Origin of the sequence: Micromonospora sp. M42, from assembly GCF_000568915.1 — a bacterium.
Lineage (GTDB): Bacteria > Actinomycetota > Actinomycetes > Mycobacteriales > Micromonosporaceae > Micromonospora > Micromonospora chalcea.
In genome coordinates this window covers 312506-319038 of the sequence record NZ_KK037233.1, presented here as the reverse complement: position 1 = coordinate 319038, position 6533 = coordinate 312506, and the positions used below count along the sequence as shown (strand labels likewise).

The 6533-nt window shown below is 72.3% G+C and carries 9 protein-coding genes; 6 read left to right on the top strand and 3 right to left on the bottom strand.

All coding sequences use genetic code 11. The features are described from left to right. Together MCBG_RS01115 and MCBG_RS01110 are read right to left on the bottom strand one after the other, a co-directional pair. Nucleotides 1-626, bottom strand: a 626-nt coding sequence (locus MCBG_RS01115) for an FAD-dependent oxidoreductase (protein ID WP_043323159.1), incomplete at its 3' end; no start/stop codon positions are given. A 55-nt stretch (nucleotides 627-681) separates the two neighbouring features. Further along, nucleotides 682-1008, bottom strand: a complete 327-nt coding sequence (locus MCBG_RS01110; protein ID WP_369799347.1) for an ArsR/SmtB family transcription factor — start codon at nucleotides 1006-1008, stop codon at nucleotides 682-684. A gap of 328 nt (nucleotides 1009-1336) precedes the next feature. Here MCBG_RS01110 and MCBG_RS01105 point away from each other — a divergent pair, with 328 nt between their 5' ends. The 6 genes from MCBG_RS01105 to MCBG_RS01080 all read left to right on the top strand — a co-directional run bounded on the left by MCBG_RS01105 (nucleotide 1337) and on the right by MCBG_RS01080 (nucleotide 5381). After that, the gene (locus MCBG_RS01105) at nucleotides 1337-1720 is read left to right on the top strand and encodes an ArsR/SmtB family transcription factor (protein ID WP_043323153.1); all 384 of its coding nucleotides are present in this window, start codon (nucleotides 1337-1339) and stop codon (nucleotides 1718-1720) included. Between the two features lie 82 nt (nucleotides 1721-1802). Continuing rightward, nucleotides 1803-2495 (top strand): arsenate reductase/protein-tyrosine-phosphatase family protein, encoded by a 693-nt coding sequence (locus tag MCBG_RS01100; RefSeq protein WP_043323151.1) that lies wholly within the window; start codon nucleotides 1803-1805, stop codon nucleotides 2493-2495. A gap of 99 nt (nucleotides 2496-2594) precedes the next feature. After that, nucleotides 2595-3680, top strand: a complete 1086-nt coding sequence (gene arsB, locus MCBG_RS01095; protein WP_043323148.1) for an ACR3 family arsenite efflux transporter — start codon at nucleotides 2595-2597, stop codon at nucleotides 3678-3680. A 56-nt stretch (nucleotides 3681-3736) separates the two neighbouring features. After that, the gene (locus MCBG_RS01090; RefSeq protein WP_043323146.1) at nucleotides 3737-4144 is read left to right on the top strand and encodes an arsenate reductase ArsC; all 408 of its coding nucleotides are present in this window, start codon (nucleotides 3737-3739) and stop codon (nucleotides 4142-4144) included. 78 nt (nucleotides 4145-4222) lie between these two features. Then, nucleotides 4223-4585: an ArsR/SmtB family transcription factor gene (locus MCBG_RS01085; RefSeq protein WP_043323144.1), complete on the top strand. Its 363-nt coding sequence runs from the start codon at nucleotides 4223-4225 to the stop codon at nucleotides 4583-4585. A 118-nt stretch (nucleotides 4586-4703) separates the two neighbouring features. Beyond that, nucleotides 4704-5381, top strand: a complete 678-nt coding sequence (locus MCBG_RS01080; RefSeq protein ID WP_043323141.1) for a pyridoxamine 5'-phosphate oxidase family protein — start codon at nucleotides 4704-4706, stop codon at nucleotides 5379-5381. A gap of 42 nt (nucleotides 5382-5423) precedes the next feature. On the opposite strand, the gene MCBG_RS01075 is transcribed toward MCBG_RS01080, so the two are convergent. Then, nucleotides 5424-6329, bottom strand: coding sequence for a helix-turn-helix domain-containing protein (locus MCBG_RS01075; RefSeq protein WP_205796698.1), 906 nt, complete (start codon nucleotides 6327-6329; stop codon nucleotides 5424-5426). Nucleotides 6330-6533 lie beyond the last annotated feature (204 nt).

Here is a 6533-nt window from a genome sequence, read left to right as displayed (position 1 = left end):
TTCGCGGCGGAGTGGCCGGCGCCGACGACGAGGGTGTGCCGGCCGGCGAAGCGGTCCCGGCCGCTGCCGAGCACGTCGGGCAGGGCGTGCTCGAGGAACGCCGCGGCGTCCGTCTCGCCGCGGGCGGGCAGGCCGGAGGCGCCGAGGACGTTGGGGGTGCCCCAGGTGCCGGAGGCGTCGATGACGGCGCGGGCGAGCAACTCGTCGCCGTCGGCGAGGCGGATCAGGAACGGCGTCTGTTCGCGGCCGGCGGTGCGCAGCCGGTCCAGGCCGAGCCGGCTGATCGCCTCCACCCGCGCGCCGTAGCGCAGGTGGGGCTTGAGCTGCGGCAGGTCCGCGAGCGGCTGAAGATAGTCGGTGACCAGCTCGGCGCCGGTGGGCAGGGCATCCTCGACCGGGGCGACCCAGCCGGCGTCGTCGAGCAGCCGGCGGGCGGCGGGGTCGACGTTGTAGCGCCACGGGGAGAACAGCCGCACGTGCCCCCACTGCCGCACCGCCGCGCCGGTGGTGTCCCCGGCCTCCAGGACGAGGAAGGGCAGCTCACGCTCGTGCAGGTGGGCGGCGGCGGCGAGACCCACCGGGCCCGCGCCGATCACCACGACGGGCGACTCGTCCAGGACACTCATCGGGAACTCCTCGGTGTTGAGAATGGCGGATCAAGAGGTGCGGGTGACGCCTGCCTCAGCAGGCTCCGACCGGATCGGGGGCCGGGCGGCCCATGACGACGTCGGCGGCGGACGGGAAGCACCCGACACAGGCGTCGTTGATGCGGTAGTGGCGTGCGGTGCCGACCGGCTCGACGAGCACGAACCGCACCTCGGTGAGGATCTTCAGGTGCTGGGAGACGGTGGACTGGGCGAGCCCGACGGCGGCGACGATCTCCCCCACACTCATCGGCCGGGCATGGCGGGCCAGGTACTCCACCACCTGCACCCGCGTCGGGTCCGCGAGGGCCCGGAACCACGAGGCATAGGTCTGCGCGGTGTCGCGGTCGAGGAGGTCCCCCATCATCTCTCCCTCCATCGTTAATCGCCGATTGACGATGGAAGCCTAGCAGGCGCCGGAGCGGGCGATCCGCAGGGCAGCGGTCCCGCTTCTCAGCGGGGTGCCGTCAGCGCGTAGGCGGTGGTGCGGGCGCGGTCGCGGAGGCGGGCGATCCTCTGCGCGGGAGTGGACACCCGGGCGCAGGAGTCGCAGAACCGGACCCCTGCCACGGATGACGGCCGGCGACGCGGGAAGCCGAACATGACGAGCCTCATTTCCTGGGAGCACCTTGTCTTGACATATGTCTAAACAGAGAGTTGCACGCTGATTAGATGGATGTCAACCTAGAGGCATGCCGAAGCACCAAGCGCCGATCCCCCTCGTCGACCTCGACGCCGACGCGCCGTGCTGCCCCCCACTGGCGCAGCGCCGGGTCCCGGCAGAGACGGCCGCGATCCTCGCGCCCGCGTTCAAGGCCCTCGGTGATCCGGTACGGCTGCAGCTGATGTCGATGATCGCCTCCGCCGACGGCGGCGAGGCCTGCGTGTGCGATCTGACGCCGGCGTTCGACCTGACCGGGCCGACGATCTCTCATCACCTCAAGACCTTGCGCGAGGCAGGCCTGGTGGACGCCGAACGGCGCGGCACGTGGGTCTACTACCGGGCGCGGCCACAGATCCTGCGCCAGCTCGCCGGCCTGCTGTCGATCGAGCCGACCGCCGCGGCGCAGCGGTAGACCACCGCGCGGCGACTCGCACTCCCGGGGGATCCGGCCGCGCGGCTTGACGCCTCCAGATTAATCAGAAATTATTGAGTCAATGGAGATTGAGTCTTACTCGCTGGTCGAGCGCGCGCGGGTCCATGCCGCGTTGGGCGACCCGGCCCGCCTGGCCATCGTGGACGCGCTCACCCTGGGCGACGCCTCACCCGGGGAGATCGCACACACCCTCGCCATGCCGACGAACCTGGTCGCCCATCACGTCAAGGTCCTCGCCGACGCGGGCCTCGTCGTCCGGGGCCGGTCGGAGGGCGATCGGCGACGCATCTACCTTCGACTCCGACCGGCCGCCCTCTCCGCCCTCACGCCGCCACCACTGGCGGGCGCGCATCGGGTCGTCTTCGTCTGCACCCACAACTCCGCCCGCTCGCAACTGGCCGCGGCGCTGTGGAGGCAGCGCGCCAACGGCGACGCCGCATCCGCCGGCACCAGGCCGGCGCCGCGGGTCCATCCCCGCGCGCTCGCCGTGGCCCACCGCCACGCCCTCGACCTCGGCCCGGCCGGCACCGCACACGTCGACGACGTCGTCCGGGACGGCGACCTGGTCATCGCCGTCTGCGACAACGCCCACGAGGAACTCACCGGGCCGGTCCGCCCCCGCCTGCACTGGTCCGTGCCGGACCCGGCCCGCGTCGACACCGACGAAGCGTTCGAGGAGGCCTACGCCGACCTCGCCGACCGCGTCGATCGCGTCGCCCCGCACACCGCCGCACCCTGCGGGAAGCCGGCCTGATCACCGCCTCAGTCTGCGGGCGCCCGACGCAGCCGCCCGCACAGGGCGACCTCACCCGACGCGCACGCGCCGGCACCGACGATCCACGGGAGCAGACCGATGAGCACCGCCACCAGAGCCGAAGACGCCCCACCGTTGGTGGCACGCCTCTCGCGCCTCGACCGGTTCCTGCCGGTCTGGATCGGCCTGGCCATGGTCGCCGGCCTGCTGCTCGGCCGGATCGTTCCCGGCCTGGACGACGCTCTCGACGCCGTCGAGGTCGGTGGCATCTCCCTGCCCATCGCTCTCGGCCTGCTGATCATGATGTATCCGGTACTGGCCAAGGTCCGTTACGACCGCCTCGACACCGTCACCGGTGACCGGCGCCTCCTGGTCTCGTCGCTGATCCTCAACTGGATCGTCGGTCCCGCCGTCATGTTCGCCCTGGCCTGGATGTTCCTGGCCGACCAGCCGGAGTACCGCACCGGTCTGATCATCGTCGGCCTGGCCCGCTGCATCGCGATGGTCATCATCTGGAACGACCTGGCCTGCGGCGACCGGGAGGCGGCAGCGGTCCTCGTCGCCGTCAACTCGGTGTTCCAGGTCCTCGCGTTCGGCCTGCTCGGCTGGTTCTACCTGTCGGTGCTGCCGGGCTGGCTGGGTCTGGACGGCGCCGCGCTGCAGGTCTCCGGCTGGGAGATCGCCGGCAACGTGCTCGTCTTCCTCGGCATCCCCCTGCTCGCCGGCTACCTGTCCCGCCGCCTCGGCGAACGGACCAGGGGCCGCGACTGGTACGAGCGGCGATTCCTGCCCAGGGTCGGACCCGTCGCCCTGTACGGACTGCTGTTCACCATCGTCGTCCTGTTCGCCCTGCAGGGTGAGGCCATCACCGACCGGCCGGTCGACGTGGCCCGCATCGCCCTGCCGCTGCTGGCCTACTTCGCCCTCATGTGGGCCGGCTCCTACCTGCTCGGCCGGGCCATCGGCCTGAACTACGAACGCACCACCACCCTGGCCTTCACCGCGGCGGGCAACAACTTCGAACTGGCGATCGCGGTCGCGATCGGCACCTTCGGGATCGCCTCCGGCCAGGCCCTCGCCGGCGTCGTCGGCCCGCTGATCGAGGTTCCGGTTCTCGTCGGCCTGGTCTACGTGTCGCTGTGGGCCCGTGCCCGCCTGTTCCCCGCGCCGGGAACCCGGCCATGAGATGCCCCGACCGCGCCGCGGCACGTCACGGCAACCATCAGGATCATGGAGACCCGATGAGCGACAAACCCAGCGTCCTGTTCGTCTGCGTGCACAACGCCGGCCGTTCCCAGATGGCCGCCGGGTGGCTGCGCCACCTCGCCGGCGACACCGTCGAGGTCCGCTCCGCCGGAAGCGCGCCCGCCGACCAGGTCAACCCCGCCGCCGTCGAGGCCATGCGGGAGGTCGGCATCGACATCACCGACCAGACCCCCAAGCGCCTGGAGTACGAGACGGCGGAGTCCTCGGACGTCATCGTCACCATGGGCTGCGGTGACGCCTGCCCCGTCTTCCCGGGCAAGCGGTACGAGGACTGGAAGCTGGAAGACCCCGCGGGCAAGGGCGTCGACGCGGTACGCCCCATCCGGGACGAGATCCGCGCCCGGGTGGAACGGCTGCTCGCCGACCTGCGCCCCACCGCCTGACACCCCTGTCGTGCGACTCACCATGATCCGGTCCTGGTTGCACCGGCATGCGGCGGCCGTTGATGCAACGATGCAAGCGTGGGAACTGCGAAAACTGCCACCCCTGCCATCTCGCCGCTGACCGGCGAGCCGATCAAGCGTGCCGATGCCGAACGCCTCGCGGGAGTGCTGAAGGCGTTGGCCGACCCGGCCCGGCTGCGCCTGCTCAGCCTGATCCAGTCCGCTCCGGAGGGCGAGGCGTCCGTCAGCGACCTCACCGCGCCGCTCGGGCTCTCCCAGCCGACCGTCAGCCATCACCTTCGGATCCTCACCGAGGCCGGTCTGATCGAGCGTGAGAAGCGGGGTGTGTGGGCGTACTACCGTCTGGTGCCGTCCGCGATCTCGGCGATCGCCGAGCTGCTGACGCCGCCTCGTAAGCGACCGACGAGGAAGGTCCGCTGAGCAGGCGACCGCGGGGCTGCCGCGAGCACCCGCCGACCTGACCGGGTCGTCCCCGCCGGCCCTCTTGAGGAGCGCCGTCCGGCCCGGTAGAAACGGCGGGACCGACGGGAGATCAGCCATGACCGATGCCGACGGGCAGTTGTCCGCGACGCCCCGCACGAGCCTGCGCCGGATGAAGGAGAAGGGGCACCGCGACCGCGCCGCCCTGTTCGACGTGCTCCGGGCCGGGTTCGTCTGCCACCTCGGCGTCCTGGTGGACGGTCACCCGATGGTGGTGCCGACCGTCTACGGGTTCGACGACCGGCACCTCTACCTGCACGGCTCGGTGGCCAGCCGGAGCCTCACCACCGACACCGACGTCTGCGTCACGGTCACCGTGGTCGACGGCCTGGTGCTGGCGCGCTCGGTGTTCGAGCACGGCGTCAACTACCGCAGCGCGATGATCTACGGCCGGCCCCGGTGGGTGACCGGCACCGAGGAGAAGCTGCACGGACTCCGCCTGCTCACCGAGCACGTCGCCCCCGGCCAGTGGGACCACGCCCGCCGCCCGAACCGGCGGGAGCTGGCGGCCACGGCCCTGCTGGCGCTGCCGCTGGCCGAGGCGTCGGTGAAGACGCGCAGCGGCCCGCCGGACGACGGCGACAGCCCGGACGCGGCGCTCGGACTCTGGGCCGGCGAGCTTCCGCTCGTGGCCCCGCTGGGAGCAGCCGGTGCCCGACCCCGGCGCTCCCGCCGACCGCGCCGGTGCCGGCCCCACGTGGCCGCCCGCGCCGGCACCCGCGCCGACCGGCGCTGACCGGGGCGCCCGCGCCGCGCGACCGCCCCGGTCCGCCGGTCCCTACCGCAGTTGGCGGGCCACCTCCGCCAGCGGCAGCCGGGGCGCGACGGCGGCGCGGGCGGCGACCACCGCCAGCGCCCGGGGCACCCCCGCGCAGTGGGCGATGATCTGCCGTACCGCCTCGCGTTCGGCGGTGAGGCGACGCTCGCCGAGACGGGCCGCCAGCAGCTCCCATGCCTCACCGGCCGCCAGCTCGTCCACCACGACCGGACGCGCGGCCTCGCCGACGACCAGTCCGGTGAGGCGGTCCCGGCTGGTCACCACCACCATGCAGCCGGGGACACCGGGTAGCAGCGGCCGGACCTGTTCGGCGTCGCGCGCGTCGTCGAGCACGATGAGCATCCGGCGCCCGGCGAGCACGCTGCGGTACAGCCCGGTGCGCGCGGCCGGACCGCAGGGAATGCCGCCGGGCACGTCGAGCGCCTCGATGAGGCCGGCGAGCGCCTCCGCGGGCGCCACCGCCGGCCGGCGCGAGTCGCTTCCGCCGAGCTGGACGTGCAGAACCCCGTCGACGAACCGTGCGGCGGACCGGTGGGCCCAGCGCAGCGCCAGCGCCGTCTTGCCGATCCCGGAGCGTCCGGACAGGACGCAGACCACCACGCTGGACATCCGCCGCGGTCCGCCGTCGAGCAGCCGGTCGAGTTGCCGTAGTTGTGCCGAACGGCCGGTGAAGCCGGGAATCTCCAGCGGCAACTGCATGGGGCGGATCCGGGCCGGCGCCGGGTGGGCCGGCAGGCCGAGCACGTCGCGCAGCAGCCGCACTGTCGCCGGGCGCGGGCGGGTCACCCGCGACGACTCCAGGTTGCGGATGCTCCGGACGCTCAGCCCGGTGCGGGCGGCCAGTTCCTCCTGAGTCAGGTTGGCTCGTCGCCGAGCGGTAGCAATTTCGTCACCCAACGTATCCATGTAGCCGATCACAGCGTCGTCTCCGTACCGGTTCTGGTGGATTCGTACAGGCGGACCACCGCTGCGCGGCCACTGAGCGGGCAATCAGTAGCGCCATTGCCGGTGATCTGCCGGTGTAGCTCCTGTTGGCCAGCCGAGGTTAGGTCCACAGTGGGTCCGACGCTATCGACCGAAGTCGAATTGCCACTCCGGCAGGCGGTTGGC

Excerpts from the sequence above, each read along its gene's own strand:
- MCBG_RS01090 (WP_043323146.1), top strand. The coding sequence starts at position 3,737 with ATGAGCGACAAACCCAGCGTCCTGTTCGTCTGCGTGCACAACGCCGGC.
- MCBG_RS01100 (WP_043323151.1), top strand. The coding sequence starts at position 1,803 with ATGGAGATTGAGTCTTACTCGCTGGTCGAGCGCGCGCGGGTCCATGCC.
- MCBG_RS01105 (WP_043323153.1), top strand. The coding sequence starts at position 1,337 with ATGCCGAAGCACCAAGCGCCGATCCCCCTCGTCGACCTCGACGCCGAC.
- MCBG_RS01110 (WP_369799347.1), bottom strand. The coding sequence starts at position 1,008 with ATGGGGGACCTCCTCGACCGCGACACCGCGCAGACCTATGCCTCGTGG.
- MCBG_RS01075 (WP_205796698.1), bottom strand. The coding sequence starts at position 6,329 with ATGGATACGTTGGGTGACGAAATTGCTACCGCTCGGCGACGAGCCAAC.
- arsB (WP_043323148.1), top strand. The coding sequence starts at position 2,595 with ATGAGCACCGCCACCAGAGCCGAAGACGCCCCACCGTTGGTGGCACGC.
- MCBG_RS01080 (WP_043323141.1), top strand. The coding sequence starts at position 4,704 with ATGACCGATGCCGACGGGCAGTTGTCCGCGACGCCCCGCACGAGCCTG.